Here is a 21,408-nt window from a genome sequence, read left to right on the forward strand (position 1 = left end):
TAATTTCTTTCCAATAGAAAATTGGAGAGGGCGAAGCGATGGACAGACGGAATTTCATCCTGTCGGGGGCGGCCTTATCGGCCACGATGGCGTTCGCGCCCGCGGCGGCGGCACGATCGAAGACGCGGCCCCTCACCTTCGACGCGATGGGCGAGGTGCGCTTCGAATATGACGCCGCGCTGATCGGCCAGATGCGCGCCAGCGGGCTCGACGCGATCACGGTCACGCTCTGCGACCCCAAGGCCTATGAGGGGCAAGCCTATGAAGAGGCGGTGCAGGCGGTGCTCGACCATGACGCGCATATCGCCAAGCATCCCGAGCTGTTCCTGAAGGCGACGAAGACCAGCGATATCGACGCCGCGCGGGCGAACGGCCAGCTCGCGCTGTTCTACCTGTTCCAGAACAGCACCCAGTTCGGCCGCGACCTCGACAATGTCGACCTGTTCCACAAGCTCGGGGTGCGGTCGGCGCAGATCACCTATAACGACCAGAATTGGGCGGGCGCGGGGTGCAAGGAACTCGGCGCGAACGGCCTCACCCATTTCGGGCGCGATCTGGTCGGGCGGATGAACGAGCGCCGCATGCTGATCGACCTGTCGCATTCGAACATGGCGACGATGGCCGATACGATCGCCGCGTCGAAAATGCCCGTGATCGTCTCGCACACCGCGTGCATGGCGGTGCACAGCAATGTCCGCAACACGACCGACGCGAACCTGCGCCTGCTCGCCGACAAGGGCGGCGTCGCTGGCATCTGCCAGATGCGGCCGTTCCTGACGACGAAGCGCGACGACGCGCTGCCCGAATATTTCCGCCATATCGACCATGCGGTGAAGGTGATGGGCGCCGACCATGTCGCGATCGGCAGCGACCGCGACCACCGCGTCGTCGAGATGACCGACGCCTATATCGCCGAGCTGAAGCGCGAGGAGGGCGCCAATTTCCACGAACCCGACTGGCCTTTGTTCATCAACGAACTCAACGGTCCGCGGCGCATGGAGGTGGTGTGGGATGGCGTGCGCAAGCTCGGCTATCCGACCAGCACCGTTGAAAAGATCATGGGGACCAACGTCCGCCGCATCTATCAGGAAGTGATCGGATGAGCCTCCGTCTTTCCGCCCTCACCCTTGCCTTGCTGCTGACGGCAGCCCCTGCGTCGGCGAACGTCCCTGGCGCCGACGCGGGGAATTGCGCGACCAGCCTGATCGGCACGCCGCTGACCGTGCCTAAATTCTCGCCCGCGACGCAAAAGCTGCTCGACGAGGATATCGCGATCGCCGCGGCAGCGCTGCGCATCGCGCCGGGCCGCGAGGACAGCCATATCTGGTACGGGCGGCGCCTCGACTATGCCGGGCGCATCTGTGACGCGGTCGATGCGTTCAGCGCCGGGATCAAGCAGTTCCCGGAGAGCTACAAGCTCTACCGCTTCCGCGCCCGCGACCTGACGCGCGCGCGCAAGTTCAAGGAGGCGCTCGCCGATTATGAAAAGGCGCTCGCGCTGATGGGCGACACGCCCGACAGTTTCGAACCCGACGGCATGCCCAACCCGATCGGCCTCACGATCAGCACCTATCGCGGGAACATCGTCTATTATCACGCGCAAACGAGCTTTGCGACGGGCGACTATCCGACGATGGTGTCGGGCATGGCGAAATCGCTGGAGCTTGCCGCCGATTTCGCACGCGACGACATGCGCGTGCCGACGGCCTACTGGACCTATCTCGCGTACCGGAAGATGGGGCAGCACGACAAGGCGCGCGCCGCGATCGACGCGATCGAGCCGGGGCTGAAGCTGATCGAGAATTTCACTTATTACCAGGCGGTGCAGATCATGCAGGGTCGCCTCGACCCCACGGGCTTCAAGGACAGCCGTGACAGCACCATCAAGTTCGCGATCGCGATGGAGCGTCGCTTTGCCGGCGACGAGATGGGCGCAAAGGCGCTGCTGACCGAGATCGTTCGGGAAAATCCGCAGGGCCATTGGCCTTCGGAAGCCGAATTGGCGCACCCGGACCGAAAAGCCTATTGATCCCTTCCTGCCCGGCTCCACCGAGCCTGTTCATCAGGCGGAGGGGCCAGCTTTGGTCCGGTTGCGGATTGCTCGGTCGCGCGCTCGACGCGCGATCTTTCCGGCTGGCAGGCTGCGCTCTTGCAAATGGGTTGCAGTAGCGATCATTCGCGTCTAGCGCGCTTCCCATATTGGAGGTTCGCGATGAAATATAAAATGATCAATGCCTTGCTGGTAACGGTGGCCTGGACGGGCGCCGCGCAGGCGCAGGAAAGCCAGACCAGCGCGGAGATCACCGTCACCGCCGACAGAGCCGTCACCGCGACCAAGAGCGACACGCCGCTCGTCGAAACCCCGCAGGCGATCAGCGTCGTCACCGAAGAACTTTTCCGCGACCGCGGCGCGCTCAATTTGCAGGAAACGCTACGCTATTCAGCCGGCGTCACCGGCGAGGCCTATGGCCTCGACACGCGCGGCGACGCGAGCGTCGTGCGCGGGCTCGCGCCCGTCCAGTTCCTCGACGGGATGCGGAGCCTTTACACCTTCGCGCCCTTCGCCCGCGCCGCGGTCGACACGCTGTCGCGCGTCGAGGTGCTGCGCGGACCGTCTTCGGTGCTTTACGGTCAGGCATCCAACGGCGGCATCATCAACAGCGTCAGCAAGCGCCCCGAATTCGAAGCCGGCGGCAGCGCGCGGATCGAATATGGATCGTGGGACCGCAAGCAGGCGATGGTCGACCTGACCGGCCCGCTCAGCGGCGATACGCTCGCCGGCCGCATCGTCGCGGTCGTGCGCGACGCGGGCCAGCAGACGCGGCTGCTCGACGACAATCGCGTGCTCGTCCAGCCGTCGCTGAGCTGGCGGCCGAGTTCGGACACCGCGGTGACGCTGATCGGCCTCTACCAGCGCGACCGCTCTGCATCGAGCCAGCAGTTTATTCCCGTCGTGTCGGCGATCGGCGCCCCCAACGACGCCCGGCGGCTCAGCAACCGCACCTTCCTGGGTGACGAGAATTATGACACGCTCCGCCAGCGCACGCTGTCGGCGACGCTCATCGTCGACCAGCGGGTTTCCGACCTGCTCAGCCTCAGCGCGCGGGCGCGTTACACCGACGCCAAGGCGACCTTCCGCGAGCTGTATCCCGACGTCTATTCGAACCCGGCGAATCCGTTCATCGACGGCACCGCCGAAACGGGCCGCACGCTGCATCGCTACGCCTATCAGACCAAGCCGCACGGCAAGATCTTTACCAGCGACACGAACGCGCGCCTGACCTTCGACACCGGGCCGTTCAGCCACCAGCTCCTCGTCGGCCTCGACTACACCAATTATTTCGAGCAGACGCTCAGCGCCTCGGGCGGCAGCGCGTTCACGCCCGGCATCACGCCGGTCGACGCCTATAACCCGAACAATAGCGGCGTTGCGGCGGACGTGCTGCCCTATGCCGCCCTGCCCGACCAGCGCAACACGCAGCTCGGCGTCTATGTCCAGGACCAGATCCGCTATGCCGACCGCGTCACGCTGGTCGCGGGTGTCCGCCACGACCGCGCGCGGTCGAAGACCGAAGGCGCCCCGGCGGTCGTCGATACGGCGTGGACCTTCAAGGTCGGCCTGATCGGCGAGATCGGTTATGGCCTGTCGCCCTACCTCAGCTATTCGGAGGCGTTCCAGCCGGTTTCGGGGATCAACCCGCGCACCGGCGAACCCTATGTTCCGACGCGCGGACGGCAGTATGAAGGCGGCATCAAGTGGCAGCCGCAGCGCGGCATTCTGGTCACCGCGGCCTATTACGACATCGTCGAGCAGAACCGCCCGACCAACGATCCGGCCGACCCGATCAACGTCTTCCAGACCGGCGAAGTGACCTCGAAGGGGTTCGAGATCGAAGGCGCGTTCGAACTGCCCGGCGATTTCCAGCTGACCGCCGCCTACAGCCACAATAATGCGCGCGTGTCCGAAAGCCTCTACACCTATGAAGAGGGCGCGCGCGTCAACGACGTGCCGCGCGACCAGGCGTCGCTCTGGGCGGTGAAGGCGGTCCCGCTCGGCGCCGATGCGCTGCTGCGGATCGGTGCGGGCGTGCGCCATATCGGCAATACCCGCTCGACCGGCCCGACGAGCGCGATCACGACGCCCTCCTACACACTCGTCGATGCATTGGTGTCGGTCGACTGGAACCGCTGGACCGCCGCGGTCAACGCCTCGAACCTGTTCGACAAGAGCTATTTCACCGCCTGCCGCACCTTCGGTGACTGCTTCAGCGGCAATCGCCGCTATGTCGTCGCGTCGCTCGGCTACCGGTTCTGACGCCATGAAACGGAAGACCGTGCAGGCCTGGTATCTGGTTCATAAATGGACCAGCCTTGTCTGCACGGTCTTCCTCCTCCTCCTCTGCCTTACCGGTCTGCCCCTGATCTTCGGGGAGGAGATCGCGCATCTCTCTGGCGCCGAGCCCGAATTGTCGGCGCCGCCGCCCGGCGCCGAGCCGGCGAATCTCGACCGGTTGATCGAGGACGCGAAGGCGCAATATCCCGGCAACCGGCCGCTGTTCCTCGGCTGGTATCCCGACGAACCGATCGTCTACGTCAATCTCGGCCCCACCGCCGATACCCCGCCGGCCGAGATGAAGACCGCGCTTTTCGATGCCTACACCGGCACGGCCGTTCCCGCGCCGCAGTTCAACGAAGGCGTCATGTTCTTCATCCTGCGGCTGCACACCGACATGTTCGCGGGGCTTCCCGGCAAGCTCTTCCTCGGCGTGATGGGCCTGCTCTTCGCCATCGCCACCATATCGGGGGTCGTGCTTTACCGTCCCTTCATGCGCAAGCTCGAGTTCGGGACAATCCGCAAGGCGCGCAGCACGCGGCTGAAGTGGCTCGACATCCACAACCTGCTCGGCATCGCGGCCACCGCCTGGCTGCTGGTCGTCGGGCTCACCGGCGTCATCAACACGCTCGACGAGCCGCTCTATGACCAGTGGCAGAAGGACCAGCTTGCCGAGCTGACCCGCGAATGGGCGGGCCGCCCCGCCCCCGCACAATTCGGCCTGATCGAAAAGGCGGTCGCCGAGGCGAAAGCGGCGCGGCCCGAACTCAAGCCCGCCTTCGTCAGCTACCCGGGCACGGGTTATAGCGGCGAGCATCATTATGGCGTGTTCATGATCGGCCAATCGCAGCTCGACCAGCGCAACTATCAACCCGTGCTCGTCGACGCCGCGACGTCAAAGCTGACCGGCGTCCCGACCTGGCCGCTCAGCCTCAGCGCCATGTATCTGTCGCAGCCGCTGCACTTCGGCGACTATGCGGGCCTGCCGCTCAAGATCGTCTGGGCGCTGCTCGACATCATCGCGATCGTCATCCTCGGCAGCGGCATCTATCTCTGGATCGGGCATCGCGGCCAGTCGCTTCAACGACGCGTCCACGAAGTCGTCGAAGGCGGAGACGCAATATGACCAGGCAGACCGTCCGCCGAACATATGCTTGGCCGCTGCTGATGGCGATTGTCACGATCGCTTCGCTCGTGACGGGCCTGCTGACGGTCGGCCTCTTCGACATTTTGGCCGTCATCGCCCTGGCGGCGATTCCGGGTTATTGCCTGTTAGGGCTTTTCGCGCGCAAATAGGTCGGCCCCTTTGGGTATGATCCCGCCGTCCTCGAACCGGCCGCCCGGCCTCCAAAAGCCCACATGCCAATATGTTAAGCGCCGGGCCAGGTTGCACCCCGGGCAGGCGGTCCATCGCGATAACCACTCCGATGATCAGCTAAACGCTGGCTTAACCATAGTGCAGTGCAGCATGGCGGATTGGCCGAGGTTAACCTCGTCGTAACAGCAAGGGGTCGTTCGCCATGCCAAGCCTGTACATCTCGCCAGCCGGTTCCGGGGACAAAAGTGGCAGCGATATCAATAACGCAGCGTCCATCGGTTCGCTCAACAATATGATCGGAAGGGCGGGACCGGGGGGCGAGGTGCTGCTGCTGGCCGACCAGGGCGACTATAACGTCACCGGCATCCTCGGCATCACTCGCGGCGGGACGGAGGGGCAGTCGGTGGTGGTGCGCGGCGTCGATTCGGGCGGCAATGCCATGGCCGCGCATTTCACCGGCTCGCGACCGGCCGACTGGCAGGCGGGCGACGCCTCCGGCAACGAGCTGTTCAAGCTCGGGGCGGGCGCCGACAATCTCATATTCCGCGACCTGCAGATCGACAATGTCGGCACGGCCTTCCGCGTCACCGCCGACCTCGCCAACCTCCATATCGAGGATGTCGACGCGAACAATGTCCGCCGCTTCTTCGAGGATTATTCCAGCGCGCCTTCGGGCACCGCGACGATCACCGGGCTGACGATCCGCGACGTCGACATACACGGCTTCTCGAGGGTCGCGATCCGCGTCCAGTACGACACCAACAATGTGGTGATCGACAATGTCACGGCGGACATGGCCGGGCAGACGGGCGACGACCTGCCCGCGGGCGTCCATCTCGACGGCACCGTCCACAACGTTACGCTGAGCCGGGTGGTCATGGAGAATATCCAGAGCACCGCCGGCGCCTATTTCAACGGCGACGGTTTCGCGAGCGAGCGCGGCGTCCATGACATACGCTTCATCGACACGGTCGCGCGCGGCAACAGCGACGGCGGTTATGACCTCAAGTCGAGCGGCACCCTGATCGTCCGGGCGCTCAGCGAGGAGAATGGCCGCAACTACCGCCTCTGGGACGAGGCGACGCTGATCGACTCGGTCGGCCTGAACCCGGTATTGCGCGGCGGCATCTCCGAGCAGAACCAGCTCTGGCTCGACGACGACGCCGACGTCACCGTGATCGGCGGGCGCTTCGACGATGCCGGATCGCGCACCAAGGTGATCTCCTCGCAAGGGCAGCTCACCTTGCGGGGCGTCGAGATCACCCGGTCCGAACTCTCGACGCTCGCCACGCGCGATTCGCTCCCCGGTCTCGTCGGCATCGACACGATCCGCGAAACGCTGACCGTCGATCAGGGCGAGGCCTCGCCCGGCGCGACCGACTATATCGCGCTGCTCCCCCTGCCCGACACCGCCACGGCGGATGCGCTGCAAGGCACCGCGGGCGACGACATCTTTCTTGTCGATCACGCCGACGACCGGATCGCCGAGGCCGCCGACGCCGGGCTCGACCGGGTCGAGACGACGCTGGACAGCTACACGCTCGCCGGCAATATCGAGGCGCTGATCCGTCGCGGCGGCGGCGATTTCACGGGCAATGGCAACGCACTCGCCAACGCGGTGATCGGCGGCGCGGGCAGCGACACGCTGGGCGGACTCGGTGGCGGCGACGACATCGCCGGCAATTCGGGCGACGATACGCTCGTGGGCGGCAATGGCGAGGATCTGCTCCGGGGCCAGTCGGGTGCCGATATGCTGCTCGGCGGCTGGCAGTCGGACACGCTCTTCGGCGGCACGGGCGCGGACCGGCTGGTCGGCGACCAGGAATGGCTGAGCAGCCAGGGCGCCAACGACCGGCTCGACGGCGGCGACGATGCCGACCTGCTGATCGGCGATGCGACCAATGTCTATGGCAGCGGCAGGGGCGGCAACGACCGGCTGACCGGCGGCGCGGGCAACGACATCCTGATCGGCGACGGCGACGTGATGACGGACAGCGCCAAGGGCGGCGCCGACACGCTGGAGGGCGGCGACGGCAATGACTGGCTCTATGGCGACGGCCGCGAAACGACCGCGGCGGTCGCCGGCGGCGCCGACAAGCTCTATGGCGGCGACGGCCCCGACCACCTGATCGGCGGCGGCGGCAACGACCTGCTTGCGGGCGGCACGGGCGCCGACTGGTTCGTTTTCGCGCCGGGCTCGGGCGCCGACGAGATCAGCGATTTCGCCTCGGGCGCAGACTATATCGACCTCAGCGCCTTCGACATCGCGTATGAGCAACTTAAGTTCACCACGAGCGCGGATGGGACCCGCATCACCATGGGCACCGACAGCATCTTCGTCCGCGGCGCGCAGGGGTTTTCGCCCAATGATTTCGTCTTTGGCTGACGCGTACCTCAGCCAAAGACAAAGTCCGCCTGATCGAGCGCGCCGACGCCGCGCACGAAGATCGTATCGGTGGCGCTCAGTTGGATCGTCACCCCCGCGCTGCTGGTGGTGAAGCGCAGCGCCTCATAGGCGATGTCGAAAGCGCTGAGGTCGATCCGGTCGGCCTCGGCGCCGCCACGCGTGAAATCGGTGATCTCGTCGGCGCCCGACCCGGCCGCGAAGACGAAGCGGTCGCCCCCGCCGCCGCCGGTCAGCTTGTCCGCGCCCCCGCGCGCGCCAGCCGCCATGGTTACCGCGTCGCCGTACAATATGTCGTCGCCGAGCCCGCCGATCAGCGTGTCCGCGCCGCCGACGCCGCTCGCGGTCATGCTCATCCCGTCGCCGACCAATATGTCGTCGCCTTCGCCGCCATCCAGCGTGTCCCTGGCGGCGAGCGACGAGACCCATTCGGCATCGCCGACCAGAAGATCGTTGCCAGCGCCGCCATATAGCCGGTCGGTCTGCGACCCGCCGTACAGCGTGTCGTCGCCGTCTTCGCCCGAGAGCATATCCTCGTTCTTGCCGCCATCGAGCCGGTCGGCGCCGATACCTCCGCGCAGCGTGTCGTTGCCGTCGTCGCCGGAGAGCGCGTCGTCGCCTTCGCCGCCGGTCAGTATATTGGCCCCGACGCTGCCGAGCAGCACATCGGCGAAGGCCGAGCCCTGCGCATTCTCGATACTCACCAGCCGGTCGCCCATGGCATCGCCACCGGTCGCGGTCTGCGCGCGCAGGTTGACCAGCACGCCGCCGAGCGAGCCCGCATATTCCGCGGTGTCCGATCCCGCGCCGCCGTCGAGCAGATCGCCGCCCGCGCCGCCGCGCAGCACGTCCGCGCCGTCGCCACCGCTCAGCCGATCCTCGCCCCCGCTGCCAACGACGAAATTGTCGAGCGCGTTGCCGGTCATCGTCGCGCCGATCGTCCCGGTATAGACCAGCTCCTCGACATTGGCGCCGAGCGTGTAGCTGGTCGCGGCGGTGCGGATGCGGTCGCGCCCCTCCCCCGCCGCCTCGATCACCTGATCGCCCGCCTCATAGACGACATAGAGGTCGTTGCCGGTGCCGCCGCGCAGCACATCGTTGCCGCCGCCGCCATCGAGTTGGTCATCGCCTGCCCCGCCGAACAGCAGGTCGTCGCCGCCGCGCCCGTAGAGCATGTCACCAAGCAGCGGATCGTCGCCGCCGGTGATGCTGTCGGAATAGTTGGAGCCGATCACGGTCTCGATGCCGACCAGCCGGTCGCCGTCGGCCTCGCCGCCGCGATTGACGTTGGTGACAAGGTTCACGGTGATCGCAGCGGATTTGGTGTAGTCGACCTGGTCGCGTCCCGCCCCGCCGTCGAGCAGGTCCGCGCCCGCGCCGCCCACCAGCTTGTCGTCGCCGTCGAACCCGTAGAGTGCGTCGTCCAGCGCCTTGCCGTAGAGGCTGTTATCGAGCGCATTGCCGGTGCCGGTAAAGCCGCCGGTGCCGGTATAGCTGAGATACTCGACCCCATCGGCGAGCGTCAGCGAGGACAGGCCCGTGCGCACGATATCGAGCCCGCCGCCGACCGTCTCGATCACCTGGTCGCCCGCATTGTCGACCACATAGCTATCGTCGTCCGCGCCGCCGATCATCACATCCGCGCCCGCGCCGCCGTCGAGCGTGTCATTGCCACCGCCGCCCTCGATCCGGTTGGCGTTCGCATCGCCCGTCAGCGTGTCGGCGAAGGCGCTGCCAACCACCGCCTCGATCCCCGACAGACCGTCGCCCTGTGCATCGCCGCCCGACACGGCGCCGGTGGCGAGGTTGACCTTCACGCCCACGGCGCTGTCTGAATAGACCACAGTGTCGAACCCGCCCGCACCGTCGATGCGGTCACCGCCCGCGCCGCCGGCGAGGATCTGATCGCCGCCATCGCCGATGATCGTATCTGCGAAGCCCGTGCCGATGAAATGCTCGATCCCGTCGAACCGGTCGCCTTCGGCATCGCCGCCGCTGCTCGCGCCGGTCTGGAGGTTGATCGAGATGGCACCCGAATTGGCGCTGTAGTCGACCGTATCGATACCGTCCCCACCGATCAGCACATCGGCGCCCGCGCCGCCTTGGAGCAGATCATCACCGCCGCGCCCTTCGAGCCGGTCCGCGCCTGCGCCGCCGTACAACGCCTCGTCAGCCCCCACCCCGGCCAGCACATCGTCGAACGCCGAGCCGACCAGCGCCTCGATGCTCATCAGCCGGTCGCCCGCGGCATCGCCGGTGCCGCCCTGTACCGACAGGGCAAGATCGACCTGCACCGCAGCCGCCGAGCCCGAATAGTCGGCGGTATCGAGGCCGTCGCGCCCATTGATCAGGTCCGCGCCCTTGCCGCCGACCAGCAGATTGTCGCCCGCATCGCCGTTCAGCACATCGGCGAACGCCGAGCCGATCAGGCCCTCGATCGCGACGAGGCTCACCCCGCCCGAAGCCGTGCCCGCCGCAAGGTCCGCCGTCACCGCGCCCGCGCTGGTCGAAAAGTCCGCAACGTCAGTGCCCGCGCCGCCGTCGAGCCGGTCCGCCCCGCCCTTGCCGGCCAGCCGGTCGTCCCCGTCGCCGCCCGACAGCGCATTGGCCGCGCCATCGCCGACCAGCACGTCGCCAAAGCCCGAGCCGACCAGATTCTCGATCCCCGCCAGCACATCGCCCTCGGCATCGCCGCCGCTGCCGGTGCCGCCCAACACCGCGTTCACCGCGGCGCCGCTCGCCGCATAATCGGCGGTGTCGATCCCGGCGCCGCCGGTCAGCCGGTCCGCGCCAGCCCCGCCGATCAGCACATTGTCGAAGCCGTCGCCGGTCAGCACATCGCCGAAGCCCGAGCCAATCAGCCGCTCGACCCCCTGGAGCCGGTCGCCCTGGGCGTCGCCGCCGCTGCCGGTGCCGGCGACAAGGTCGATCGTGACCGCCCCGTCGCTGCCCGAATAGTCCGCGCTGTCGAACCCGGCGCCGCCGATCAGCGTGTCGGCACCTGCACCGCCGACGAGCAGATCGTCGCCGCCGCGTCCGTCGATCCGGTCGTCGCCCGCGCCCCCGCCGACCCAGTCCGCGCCGTCATTGCCCGAAAGCGTATCGGCAAAGCCCGAGCCTTTGACCCCCTCGATCCCGATCAGCCGGTCACCCGCCGCCTCGCCGCCGCTCGCCGCGCCATTGGCGAGGTCGACGACCACGCCCGCGCCGCTGCTGCCATAATCGACCCGATCGATCCCGGCACCGCCATCGAGCAGGTCCGCGCCCGCGCCGCCGTCGAGCAGGTCATCGCCGGCACCGCCCGAAAGCGCGTCGTCGCCCGCACCGCCGAACAGCCGGTTCGCGCCCGCGTCCCCCGCCAGCACATCGGCAAAGGCCGAACCCTCGACATCCTCGAACCCGTCGAACAGATCGCCCGCAGCATCGCCGCCGCTGGCGGAGAGCCGTATCAGGTCGACCTGCACCCCAGCATCGCTACCTGCGTAGCTAAGCAGATCGCGTCCGGCGCCGCCGACCAATATGTCCGCGCCCGAACCGCCGGTCAGCACATCATCGCCGGCATTGCCGACCAGCATGTCGTTGCCCGCGCCGCCGATCAGCACATCGGCGTCCGCCGTGCCGCCGATCAAGTCGTCACCCGCAGTCCCCGCCGCGACCACGACGCGCTGCCCGTCCAGCGTCAGCACCGATCCCGTGCCCTTCTTCAAGGTCACCGTGCCCGCACCGGTAGCGAGGCCATAGTCCCGCACCGTCAGCGCGCCATTCCTCTCGGCAAGGTTGAACAAAGTCGGCGAACCGGGATCGGAGAAGAACGCCCCGTCGATTGTCGCGCTCGCGCCCTCGGCTAGCCAGATATGCTCGCGATTGCCGCCCGCCAGCGGCGCGCCCGCGTCGAGGCTGACGATATTGCTCAGCTGCGCGCCCGTTCCCCACAGTCGGATGTTACGGCCATTGCCCGAGACGATCGCGCCGTCGACGACGATGTTATCGCTCTTCAGGTCGAGCCCGCCATCGCTGTTGCCCGTGGCGATCACATCGCGCAGCGTGACGTTATAGGTGCCGCGCTCGGTCGCGAAACCGTCGCCGTTGCGATAGTCGTTCACCGTGTCGAGCGCGTTGCGCATGGCGACGCGATCGATCGTCACGTCGTGCGCGGTGCCGGTGATGTGAATGCCGATCGCGAAATTGTCGCCATCCTGGAACTGGCTGTCGCCGCGCACATCCTCGATCAGCACGTTGCTGCTGTCATACTGGACGCGGATCGCGCCCTTGGAATAACCATCGACGGCGACGTCACGGATCGTCAGGCCGGTGATCGTCGCGCTGGCGTTGGCCCCCGAGACCATATTGTCGAAGAAGCGCGAAACGTTCGCGGCGTCGACATGCTCGATCGTGAGGTTGCGCACGTCCGCGCCGACACGAAAGGCCGTGCCGACATTCTCAAAGGCAAGGTCGCTGAAGCGCAGATTGTTCGCGCCGCCGAGCAGGCGGAAGACCTCCTCGCCCGAGGGGCTGGCCGGATCGAACGGCTCGGTCCGGGTGCCGGCGATCGTCGCCGCCATCGCATTGCCCGCACCATCGACCCCGCGGATCGTCACCGGCGCGCTCGCCGTCCCGCCCGCGACGATCGCCAGCGCCCCGGTCGGCGCGGTATAGGCCCCTTGGTCGGCGAGCAGCAGCACCTGCCCACCCGGTCCCGCCGCCGCGATCAGCTGCGGCAGGTCCTTCAGCGTCGCGGCGTTCGCGGCGCTCGAGCCGTCGCCCGAACCGCTGCCGGTCGGTGAGATGTAGAGGGTCGGCATGGCAAGGTTCCCGTCATAAGCCTGAAAAGACACCCCCCGCGCAATCGCGACCAAACAGCCCGCGACGGCACCCGGGTCAACCATATGCTGCATCTGCGAACGCCGAATCGCCCCTTTGCTCCGACGACCGGAGCCACCGCGCCTTCGCTCTCCAGACTTTGGCCGCTACCAAGGTTCGCGCCGGACGCTTCACGTTGCCGCACCCCGCAGATTGTCAACGCCTCAAGAATCCGATCGGAGATCCACCGTGCAGCAGGACCTGTCCCTCGGGACGTCGCAGCCGCCCGCGGACGACGGGCTCGCGGCCTTCGCCCTGATCCTCGCCATGCACCGCATCGTCGCAGACCCGGCCGAGCTGCGCCATGATCTCGGCCATGCCGACCCTGTCACGGCATCCGATCTGCTACGCTTGGCCAAGCGCATCGAAGGTGTCCGCGCCCGCGCCACGACCGCCGATTTCGAGCGATTGAGACGCCTGCCCATGCCTGTGATGGCGACCGGCGCCGAGGGCTGGTTCGTGATCGGCCGCGTCGGCGAGGATGCCGTGGCGATCCAGCGCCCCGGTGCCGAAATCGAGCGATGGGACCGCGCCGCGCTGGAGGCCCGCTGGTCGGGCGCGCTGCTCCTCGTCGCCACCCGCGACGCCGCGCAAGTCGCGGCGCCCGCCTTCGACATGACCTGGTTCGTCCCCCAGATCGTCAAATATCGAAAGCTGATCGGCGAGGTGCTGCTGATCACCCTCGCGCTCAACCTGCTCGGCCTCGCCGCGCCGCTCTTCTTCCAGAATGTCGTCGACAAGGTGCTCGCGCACAACAGCCTGGCAACGCTGCAGGTGCTCAGCATCGGGCTGGTGGTCGTCTCGCTGTGGGAAGTCGCGTTCGGCTGGCTGCGCACCCGGCTCTATTCGGAGACGAGCCAGAAGCTCGACGTCGAGCTGGGCAGCCGCCTCTTCCGCCACCTGCTCCGGCTGCCGCTTGCCTATTTCGAGAATCGCCGCGTCGGCGACACGGTGACCCGCGTCCGCGAGCTGGAGACGGTGCGCGAATTTATGACCAGCGCCTCGCTCACCGTACTCGTCGATCCGCTGTTCACGATCGTCTTCCTCGTCGCGATGTACCTCTATTCACCGCTCCTCTTCGCCATCGTCGCGCTCACCCTCCCCGCTTATGTGATCGTCTCGCTCGTCGTCACCGGCCCCTTGCGCCGCCGGCTCGACGAGAAGTTCGCGCGCGGCGCCGCCAACAACGCGCTGCTCGTCGAGAGCGTCTCGGGCATGCAGACGCTCAAAGCCGCGGCGGTCGAGCCGCAATGGCAGGACCGCTGGGAACGCCAGCTCGCCGCGTACAGCGCCGCCAACCAGCGCGTGATCAACCTCGGCAATTCGGGAAGCCAGGCGGTCCAGCTCATCTCGAAACTCAGCCTCGCCGCGATCCTGTTCTTCGGCGCGCAGCAGGTGATCGCCGGCGCGCTGACCATCGGCGGGCTGGTCGCGTTCAACATGTTCGCGCAGCGCGTCTCCGGCCCGGTGATCCGCATGGCGCAGCTGTGGCAGGACTTCCAGCAGGTCCGCCTCTCGGTCCAGCGGATCGGCGACATCCTCAATAGCGGCCCCGAACCCGGCGCCGGATCGCGCACAACTTTGCCTGCGCTCGCCGGCCATGTCCGCTTCGAGGCCGTCCGCTTCCGCTATGCCGCCGAAGGCCCGTGGACGCTCGACGACATCGACCTCGATCTGCCCGCCGGCGCGACGCTCGGCATCGCCGGCGCCTCGGGCTCGGGCAAGTCGACGCTCACCAAATTGCTCCAGCGTCTCTATCTGCCGGCCAGCGGCCGCGTGCTGATCGACGGCGTCGACATCGCCCAGATCGATCCCGCCTGGCTGCGCCGTCAGATCGGCGTGGTGTTGCAGGAGAATATCCTGTTCAACCGCTCGATCCGCGAAAATATCGCGCTCGCCGATCCCGTCACGCCGATCGAGCGGGTGATGACCGCCGCCCGCCTCGCCGGCGCGCACGACTTCATTCTGGAGCTGCCGCGCGGCTATGACACGATCGTCGAGGAGCGCGGCGTCAATTTCTCCGGAGGCCAGCGCCAGCGCCTCGCCATCGCGCGCGCGCTGATCACCAATCCGCGCATCCTGATCCTCGACGAGGCGACCTCGGCGCTCGACGCCGAGAGCGAGGAGATCGTCCAGCGCAACCTCAAGGCGATCGCCGCCGGCCGTACGGTGCTGATCATCGCGCACCGCCTCTCGGCGATCCGCCAGTGCGACCGCATCCTGACGCTCGACAGGGGACGGATCGTGGAGAGCGGCACGCATGACGAGCTGCTTCGCCTCGGCGGCCGCTATGCCGCGCTCCATCACCGTCAGATCGGCGTTCAGGCGGGGGCCGCGGCATGACCGCGCTCACGCGCCACTGGACCGCCGTTCGCGACGCGCTCGACAATGAACGCGCGCGGTCGCGCGGGATATTGCGCACCGAGGAGACCGACTTCCTTCCCGCCGCGCTCGAAGTGGTCGAGCGCCCCGTGTCGCCGACCGCGCGGGTCACTTCCTGGCTATTGCTCGGCCTGTTCGCCGTCGCGTTGCTCTGGCTCGTCCTTGGCCGCGTCGACGTCGTCGCCTCGGCGCCGGGCAAGCTAGTCCCCGCCGACGACGTCAAGCTGATCCAGCCCGGCGCGGCGGGGATCGTTCACGCCATATTGGTCCGCGACGGCCAGCGCGTCCGCGCCGGTCAGCCGCTGGTCGAGCTCGATCCCACCGTCTCGGATGCCGACACGGCGCAAGCCGGCAAGGCGCTGGAAACCGCCATGCTCGATGCCGCACGGCTGCGCGCCATATTGTCCGCACTCGACGGCCAGGGCCTGCGCTTCACCCCACCCGCCGGCACCACGGCCGACGTCGCCGCCACCCAGATCGCGCTCGCCCGCGCCCAGCTCGCCGAGATCCGGGCGGGTAGCCAGACGCGTGCCGCCGACACCGAATCCGCCCGCGCCGCCCGCGCCGAGGCGCAGATCCAGGCCGACAAGCTCGCTGAGACCCTGCCGTTGCTCGACGAGCAGATCGCCGCCAACGAGACGCTGCTCGAAAAGGGCTATGTCTCGAAGCTGCGCGTGATCGAGATGCGCCGCCAGCGCCTCGTCGCCGCGCGCGACCGCGATGCCGCGCTCGCCACCGCACGCAAGGCGGAGGCGCAGATCGCGGTGGCCGGCGGCAATTCGAGCCAGTCCACCGCCGAGGCGCGCGCGCGCATCCTCGCCGATCTCGCCAAGGCCGAGAGCGACGCACGGCTGCGCCAGGAGGAGCTGACCAAGGCGACGAAACGCAGCAGCCTCCAACGCCTCGTCAGCCCCGTCGACGGCACGGTCACGCAGCTCGCCGTCCACACCGTCGGCGGCGTCGTCGAGGCGGCAAAGCCGATCATGGTGATCGTGCCGGCACGCGGGAAGCTGGTTGCCGAAGTGGCGATCGCCAACAAGGATGTCGGCTTCGTCCGCGCCGGCCAACCCGTCGCGCTCAAGGTCGAAGCCTTTTCCTTCACGCGCTACGGCGCGGTGCCGGGCAGGCTCGAGCAGATCAGCTCGGACGCGGTGCAGGACGAGAAGCGCGGGCTGATCTACACCGCGCGGGTGACGCTGGACCGCGCAACGATCGTGCGCGATGGTAGGGCGATCCCCCTCACCCCCGGCATGGCGGTCACCGCCGACATCCGCACCGGCCGCCGCTCGCTCGCCTCCTATCTGTTGAGCCCGATCGACGAGATCCGCACGACGGCGGCGCGGGAGCGCTAACGCCTTCTCCCCTCTGAAGAGAGGGAAGCGCCGACGACGCACGGCATCATGGAGCCCCCACGTTAATGCGGGCCGGCCTGTTCCACGGGGCCGATATTGGCCTGACCAAATGTCCCGAACGCGCGATGGCGGCCGTCTATACGCGCGAAATCTGCGCATAATCCCCGTCATTCCGATAATTGGTAAGGCACTCTTGCCAAATTGGACTGACAAGTCTATCCGGCAACAGGACACACGACGTCAAATCGGTCGCCCTGATCACAAAAGGGCGACGGATCTTGGTGCAGGCCGAAGGGAGAGAAGAATGAGTCGCGAGAGCTGCAGCAGGCGCCGCCTGCTTATTTCAACGAGTCTGATGAGCTTGCTGATCATGTCGCCGGCCCATGGCCAGACGGCTACGCAGGCACCGGCCGAACAAACCAGTCCGACAGCCGAGAACACCGAATCCCCCCCAGCCGATACGCAAGAGATCATCGTCACCGGTTTCCGTGGTTCGCTAAATAGCGCGCTGAACCTGAAGCGACAGGAAACCGCGGCGGTCGATAGTATCGTCGCCGAAGACATCGGCAAATTTCCCGATTCCAACCTCGCCGAATCGATGCAGCGCATTCCTGGCGTCGCCTTGTCGCGCGGCGATGGCGGCGAGGGGCGCAATATCTCGGTTCGCGGTCTCGGCGCACAATTCACCCGCGTGCGGATCAACGGGATGGAGGGCACCTCGCAGGTCAGCGGCAGCGATATCCGCGGCGGCGTCGCAACGGGGCGCTCGTTTGACTTCGTGACCTTCCCGACCGAAATCTTCTCCGCGCTTTCGGTCCGCAAGACGACCTCCGCCGACGTCGAGGAAGGCTCGCTCGGCGCGACGGTCGACCTGCGCGCACCCCGGCCGTTCGACCAGAAGGAGGACTTCGTCTTCTCGGGCACGGCGCGCGGAATCTACAACGACATCAGCAAAAAGGCCGATCCGCGCCTGTCCGCGCTCGTTTCCAAGCAGTTCGGCGACACATTCGGCGTGCTCGCCAGCCTCGCCTATTCGAAGCGCCACATCGACGAATACGCCTATTCGGCGGTCGACATCCTGCCGTCCTACGTCGCCGGGCAGTCGCAGGGCGGCATCATCTTTCCCTTTTGCACGCCCGTCGGCTACACTTTTGGCGGCGTACCGGTGAACAGCCCCGCGCCGGGCTATGCCAATGGCGGCACCCCGGTCGGCGCCGACGCCAACAACTGCAGCGCCGGCAACCCCCGCACCAGCACCAAGGAAGCCTATGATTATATCATGAGCCGCACGGGCGTGTCGGGCCGCCCGGGTGGCGGGGTGTTCCTGCCGCGCCTGCCCCGTCCGGTGAAGGGCAGCCAGAATCAGGAGCGTATGGCCGGGTCGCTGACGCTGCAGTGGAAACCCACCGACGACACCGATATCTCGCTCGACGGCCTGTATTCGCGCTTCAAGGTCAATCGTCTCGACACGATGCTCGATGCGCGCTCGATGGGCCGCACCGCCTCGAACAACGGCCAGCCGATGATGTCGATCCGCGACATCGAAGTCGACGACAACGGGTCGCTGATCCATGGCCTGTGGGACGGCGTCGACCTGCGATCGGAAATGCAGGACGAGCGTTTCACCTCGACCTTCCGCCAGGTGAACCTCAACTTCGACCATCGCTTCTCCGACACGTTCCGCGTCTTCGGCCTGGCCGGCATCAACGATTCCAAATTGAACGTCGACCGCCTCCAGGTCGCGATGGATTCGAACGACACCGATAATTTTTCGATCGACTTTCGCGATAATCCGGATGTCCCGAAGATCGGTTACGGCATCGACCTGACCAATCCGGGCAATTTCCTGTTTGGCCCGCCGCTGGCCGACGGCACGCAGCGCGGTCAGATTTCGAGCTTCATCCGTAAAAATACGATCGTCAGCAAGACCTTCGAACTCAACGCCGAGTGGGAGGCGGCGCCGAACTTCACCATTCAGGTGGGTGGCCAGTATCGCACCAACAAATATACCGCGCGCGAGCGGCAGTTGATCCCCGCCCAGTCGTTGCCGCAGGTGCTCCCCGCCGGCGTGTCGCTCGCCGACATCACCTTCGTGACGAAGAACATCGGCAAGAATCTGAACGGCCAGATGCAGGATTTCCTCGCGATCGATCCGGACAAGTTCCGCGAAGCGGTGAACTTCAGCAGCTATCAATATTGCAACCTGGAGTGCGCCAAGGGCACCTATGGCGGGGTCGACGAGAAATATACGTCGGGCTATGCCATGGTGAAGTTCGACACCGAAGACGTCTTGCCATTCGCGCTGCGCGGCGATGCCGGCGTCCGCTATGTCCGCACCAGCTTCGACACATATGGGCCGATCCCCACCGCCGCGCCGGCCGGGTCGCCCTATCCCACGCGATATGTGATCTCGACGGTGGAGCGTAGCTATGATGAATGGCTGCCGTCGATAAACCTCGCGCTCGACGTCACGCCCGACCTTATCGCGCGTTTCTCCGCGGCGCGCGTGATGTCGCGCCCGTCCTATGGGCAGCTCATCCCCAGCGGCAGCGCGAACATCGTGATCCGCACCGCCTCGATCACCAACCCCTATCTCGATCCGATCCGGGCCAACACGATCGACGCCGCACTCGAATGGTATTTCGCGCCCGGTTCACTGCTGTCGGTCGCCTATTTCTACAAGAATATCGAAACCTATATCCAGAATACTAACCAGCTGGTGCCGTTCCGCGATCTCGGGCTCCCGCTGTCGCTGCTGGAGGGCACGGGCACGGGCATCACGCCCGACGAACTGTTCAGCGTGACACGCAGCAACAACACCGACGGCGGGCCGCTGCGCGGGTTCGAGGCGAACCTCCAGCTGCCGTTCCGTTTCCTGCCCGGCGCGCTCAGCAATTTCGGCCTGCTCGCCAACTTCACGCGGGTGCGCTCGAGCATCAATTACATCATCTCGCCGACCCTCACGCGCAGGGCGCCTCTCGTCGGTCTCTCGCCGGAAACCGCCAGCGCCACGCTCTATTATGAGGACGATAAATTCAGCGTCCGGTCGACGGTCAACTATCGGGCGGCCTTCCTCACCGGCGTCCCGGGTCCGACCGACAGCGACGCGAACGTCAATGCGAGCTCGATCTTCGTCGACGCTTCGGCCTCGTACAACATCAACGAAAATATCAAGCTCATCGCCGAGGTGTCGAACATCACCAACGAAACCAATCGCCTCTACACCGACACCACGCGGAAAGACCCGCTCTACACCTCCTATTTCGGCCGCACGTTCAGCCTGGCAGTCAATTTCCAGTTCTGAGCTTCTCCCTGTCGCCGTGAGCATCGGTCGGTTTTCCGACTATGCTCGCGGCGATATGTTGCGGGCTAGGACCGCTCTCGTGCGCGCGGCGGAAACCAGGTTAAAACCGGTCCATAAATTGTCATAATTGGTATTACCAATTTTATTGAAAATGGTAAGGCAGATGCTATGAGCAATGGGAGCAGCCGATCGGCTCCCCGAAACGAGAACAGGAAAATAGCATGAAGATCCAGTCTGCCCGCGTCATCGTGACATGTCCGGGGCGCAATTTCGTGACCTTGAAAATCGAGACCGATCAGGGGGTTTTCGGAATCGGCGATGCGACGCTGAACGGGCGCGAGCTCTCTGTCGTTTCCTATCTCGAAGACCATGTCATCCCGTGCCTGATCGGGATGGATCCGCGCCGGATCGAGGATATCTGGCAGTATCTCTATCGCGGCGCCTATTGGCGGCGCGGCCCTGTCACCATGTCGGCGATCGCGGCGGTCGACACGGCGCTTTGGGATATCAAGGGCAAGATGGCGGGCATGCCGATCTACGACCTGCTCGGCGGAAAGAGCCGCGACGGCGTGATGGTCTATGGCCATGCCAATGGCGCCGACATTGCCGAAACCGTCGATGCCGTCGGCCATTATATCGACCTCGGATATAAGGCCATTCGCGCACAATCGGGGGTTCCGGGGATCAAGGACGCTTATGGCGTCGGCCGCGGCAAGCTGTTCTATGAGCCCGCCGACGCCGCGCTGCCGTCGCTGACGATCTGGGATACGAAGAAATATCTCGACCACATCCCCAAATTATTCGAAAAAATCCGCGACACCTATGGGTTCGAGCATCACCTGCTCCATGACGGCCATCATCGGATGACCCCCATCGAAGCCGCCCAACTCGGCAAGGCGCTGGAGCCCGCAAAATTATTCTGGCTCGAAGATGCGACGCCGGCGGAAAATCAGGAAGCGTTCAAACTCATTCGCCAGCATACGACGACCCCGCTGGCCGTCGGCGAGATTTTCAACACGATCTGGGACTGCAAGGACCTGATCCAGAACCAGCTGATCGACTATATCCGCGCGACCGTGGTCCACGCCGGCGGAATCACGCATTTGCGGCGGATCGCCGACCTCGCCGCGATCTATCAGATCAAGACCGGCAGCCATGGCGCGACCGACCTGTCGCCCGTGTGCATGGGCGCGGCGCTCCACTTCGATAGCTGGGTCCCCAATTTCGGGATCCAGGAATATATGCGCCACACGCCCGAGACCGACGAAGTTTTCCCGCACAACTACCGTTTCGAGCAGGGATATATGTATGCGGGCGATGCCCCGGGGCACGGCGTCGACATCGACGAGAAGCTGGCGGCAAAATATCCCTATCAGCCCGCCTATCTGCCCGTCGCCCGGCTCGAAGACGGAACGATGTTCAACTGGTGATCTGTTGAGGTGCGGGAGAGCCGGG

The 21,408-nt window shown here is 66.1% G+C and carries 11 protein-coding genes; 10 read left to right on the forward strand and 1 reads right to left on the reverse strand.

Features of this window, described 5'->3' with window-relative positions; all coding sequences use genetic code 11:
* Positions 1–38 precede the first annotated feature (38 nt).
* From ACTJI5_RS11235 to ACTJI5_RS11260, 6 genes are all read left to right on the forward strand, one after another.
* Positions 39–1,103, forward strand: coding sequence for a dipeptidase (locus tag ACTJI5_RS11235; protein ID WP_440860367.1), 1,065 nt, complete (start codon positions 39–41; stop codon positions 1,101–1,103).
* Complete coding sequence (locus ACTJI5_RS11240) at positions 1,100–2,029, forward strand: hypothetical protein (RefSeq protein ID WP_058538982.1); 930 nt, start codon at positions 1,100–1,102, stop codon at positions 2,027–2,029. The genes ACTJI5_RS11235 and ACTJI5_RS11240 overlap by 4 nt, the downstream gene beginning before the upstream one ends.
* A 183-nt stretch (positions 2,030–2,212) precedes the next feature.
* The gene (locus tag ACTJI5_RS11245) at positions 2,213–4,315 is read left to right on the forward strand and encodes a TonB-dependent siderophore receptor (protein WP_440860368.1); all 2,103 of its coding nucleotides are present in this window, start codon (positions 2,213–2,215) and stop codon (positions 4,313–4,315) included.
* A gap of 4 nt (positions 4,316–4,319) precedes the next feature.
* Positions 4,320–5,459 carry a PepSY-associated TM helix domain-containing protein gene (locus tag ACTJI5_RS11250; RefSeq protein WP_440860369.1) on the forward strand — a complete coding sequence of 380 codons (1,140 nt, stop codon included), beginning with the start codon at positions 4,320–4,322 and terminating at the stop codon, positions 5,457–5,459.
* Positions 5,456–5,629, forward strand: a complete 174-nt coding sequence (locus ACTJI5_RS11255; protein WP_440860370.1) for a hypothetical protein — start codon at positions 5,456–5,458, stop codon at positions 5,627–5,629. Before ACTJI5_RS11250 ends, ACTJI5_RS11255 begins: the two co-directional genes overlap by 4 nt.
* Before the next feature lie 314 nt (positions 5,630–5,943).
* Positions 5,944–8,037, forward strand: a complete 2,094-nt coding sequence (locus tag ACTJI5_RS11260; protein ID WP_440860371.1) for a calcium-binding protein — start codon at positions 5,944–5,946, stop codon at positions 8,035–8,037.
* Between the two features lie 8 nt (positions 8,038–8,045).
* Here the strand turns inward: ACTJI5_RS11260 and ACTJI5_RS11265 are convergent, their stop codons facing one another.
* Positions 8,046–12,857 carry a beta strand repeat-containing protein gene (locus ACTJI5_RS11265; RefSeq protein ID WP_440860372.1) on the reverse strand — a complete coding sequence of 1,604 codons (4,812 nt, stop codon included), beginning with the start codon at positions 12,855–12,857 and terminating at the stop codon, positions 8,046–8,048.
* A gap of 247 nt (positions 12,858–13,104) precedes the next feature.
* Between ACTJI5_RS11265 and ACTJI5_RS11270 the strand changes: the two genes are divergently transcribed.
* From ACTJI5_RS11270 to manD, 4 genes are all read left to right on the forward strand, one after another.
* Positions 13,105–15,258: a type I secretion system permease/ATPase gene (locus tag ACTJI5_RS11270; RefSeq protein WP_440860373.1), complete on the forward strand. Its 2,154-nt coding sequence runs from the start codon at positions 13,105–13,107 to the stop codon at positions 15,256–15,258.
* Positions 15,255–16,649, forward strand: coding sequence for an HlyD family type I secretion periplasmic adaptor subunit (locus tag ACTJI5_RS11275; RefSeq protein WP_440860374.1), 1,395 nt, complete (start codon positions 15,255–15,257; stop codon positions 16,647–16,649). Before ACTJI5_RS11270 ends, ACTJI5_RS11275 begins: the two co-directional genes overlap by 4 nt.
* Positions 16,650–17,004: 355 nt before the next feature.
* Positions 17,005–19,953, forward strand: coding sequence for a TonB-dependent receptor (locus ACTJI5_RS11280; protein ID WP_440860375.1), 2,949 nt, complete (start codon positions 17,005–17,007; stop codon positions 19,951–19,953).
* 221 nt (positions 19,954–20,174) lie between these two features.
* Positions 20,175–21,383 carry a D-mannonate dehydratase ManD gene (manD, locus tag ACTJI5_RS11285; RefSeq protein ID WP_440860376.1) on the forward strand — a complete coding sequence of 403 codons (1,209 nt, stop codon included), beginning with the start codon at positions 20,175–20,177 and terminating at the stop codon, positions 21,381–21,383.
* Positions 21,384–21,408: the final 25 nt, after the last annotated feature.

The organism is Sphingopyxis sp. 22461 (assembly GCF_052044915.1).
Lineage (GTDB): Bacteria > Pseudomonadota > Alphaproteobacteria > Sphingomonadales > Sphingomonadaceae > Sphingopyxis.

Excerpts from the sequence above, each read along its gene's own strand:
- ACTJI5_RS11235 (WP_440860367.1), top strand. The coding sequence starts at position 39 with ATGGACAGACGGAATTTCATCCTGTCGGGGGCGGCCTTATCGGCCACG.
- ACTJI5_RS11240 (WP_058538982.1), top strand. The coding sequence starts at position 1,100 with ATGAGCCTCCGTCTTTCCGCCCTCACCCTTGCCTTGCTGCTGACGGCA.
- ACTJI5_RS11245 (WP_440860368.1), top strand. The coding sequence starts at position 2,213 with ATGAAATATAAAATGATCAATGCCTTGCTGGTAACGGTGGCCTGGACG.
- ACTJI5_RS11250 (WP_440860369.1), top strand. The coding sequence starts at position 4,320 with ATGAAACGGAAGACCGTGCAGGCCTGGTATCTGGTTCATAAATGGACC.
- ACTJI5_RS11255 (WP_440860370.1), top strand. The coding sequence starts at position 5,456 with ATGACCAGGCAGACCGTCCGCCGAACATATGCTTGGCCGCTGCTGATG.
- ACTJI5_RS11260 (WP_440860371.1), top strand. The coding sequence starts at position 5,944 with ATGATCGGAAGGGCGGGACCGGGGGGCGAGGTGCTGCTGCTGGCCGAC.
- ACTJI5_RS11265 (WP_440860372.1), bottom strand. The coding sequence starts at position 12,857 with ATGCCGACCCTCTACATCTCACCGACCGGCAGCGGTTCGGGCGACGGC.
- ACTJI5_RS11275 (WP_440860374.1), top strand. The coding sequence starts at position 15,255 with ATGACCGCGCTCACGCGCCACTGGACCGCCGTTCGCGACGCGCTCGAC.
- ACTJI5_RS11280 (WP_440860375.1), top strand. The coding sequence starts at position 17,005 with ATGAGCTTGCTGATCATGTCGCCGGCCCATGGCCAGACGGCTACGCAG.
- manD (WP_440860376.1), top strand. The coding sequence starts at position 20,175 with ATGAAGATCCAGTCTGCCCGCGTCATCGTGACATGTCCGGGGCGCAAT.